This is a genomic window from Streptomyces katrae (genome assembly GCF_000966975.1).
In the GTDB taxonomy this organism is placed as follows: domain Bacteria; phylum Actinomycetota; class Actinomycetes; order Streptomycetales; family Streptomycetaceae; genus Streptomyces; species Streptomyces katrae.
Map to the genome: position 1 here is coordinate 1 of NZ_JZWV01001733.1, position 690 is coordinate 690.

General features: G+C 78.3%; 1 protein-coding gene. It reads right to left on the reverse strand.

Features of this window, described 5'->3' with window-relative positions; all coding sequences use genetic code 11:
- Nucleotides 1-690: protoporphyrinogen/coproporphyrinogen oxidase (locus tag VR44_RS40360; protein ID WP_045952679.1), on the reverse strand; the 690-nt coding region annotated here is incomplete at both ends.

Consider the following 690-nt stretch of genomic DNA (forward strand, 5'->3'; position numbering starts at 1 on the left):
CCCTCGTACGCCGCGCCGCACAGGCCGAGGCGGGGGAGCTTTCCGGCGGCCTCGCGGATGCGGGCGACGCGGTCGTGGTGGCCGACGCCGTACTGGGGCAGGCCGCGGTCCCAGCGGGTGACCCGGGCCGCGACGGGTTCGCCCAGCGGGCCCGCCGCCCGGTGGAGTTCGCCGACGGCGCGGCGGACCAGCTCCTTGTCGGGGAGCTCCAGCAGCGCCTCCTCCCCGATCCGGCCGACCGAGGCGCGCAGCACGAACAGCTCCGGGGCGGCGGCCCCCAGCCAGGCCCACTTGTTCGACAGGAAGGAGGCCGCCTTCAGCGTGCGTCCGTCCACGGGGGGGACGAGGAAGCCGTTGCCCTCCGGGAGGCGGTGCGCGCGGGCGCGGGAGAAGGCCAGGGTGATCACGGCCGTGGAGGCGTGCGGGATCGCCGCGAGTTCCTCTCCGGCGAGCGGGGCGTGCGGGAGCAGCAGCTCGGCCACGGCGAACGCGGGCAGGGCCAGGACCACCGCGTCGGCGGTCAGCGTCAGCGGCCCGCCGCCGGTGTGGGCCCGTACGCTCCAGCGCCCGGACGTGCTGAGGGACAGGGCCCGGGCGGTGGTCCCGGTGAGGATCCGCGCCCCCGACGCCGCCGCGACGGCCTGCGCGAAGCGCCCCGTCCCGCCGACGACGCCCTGCACGGCGACGGGC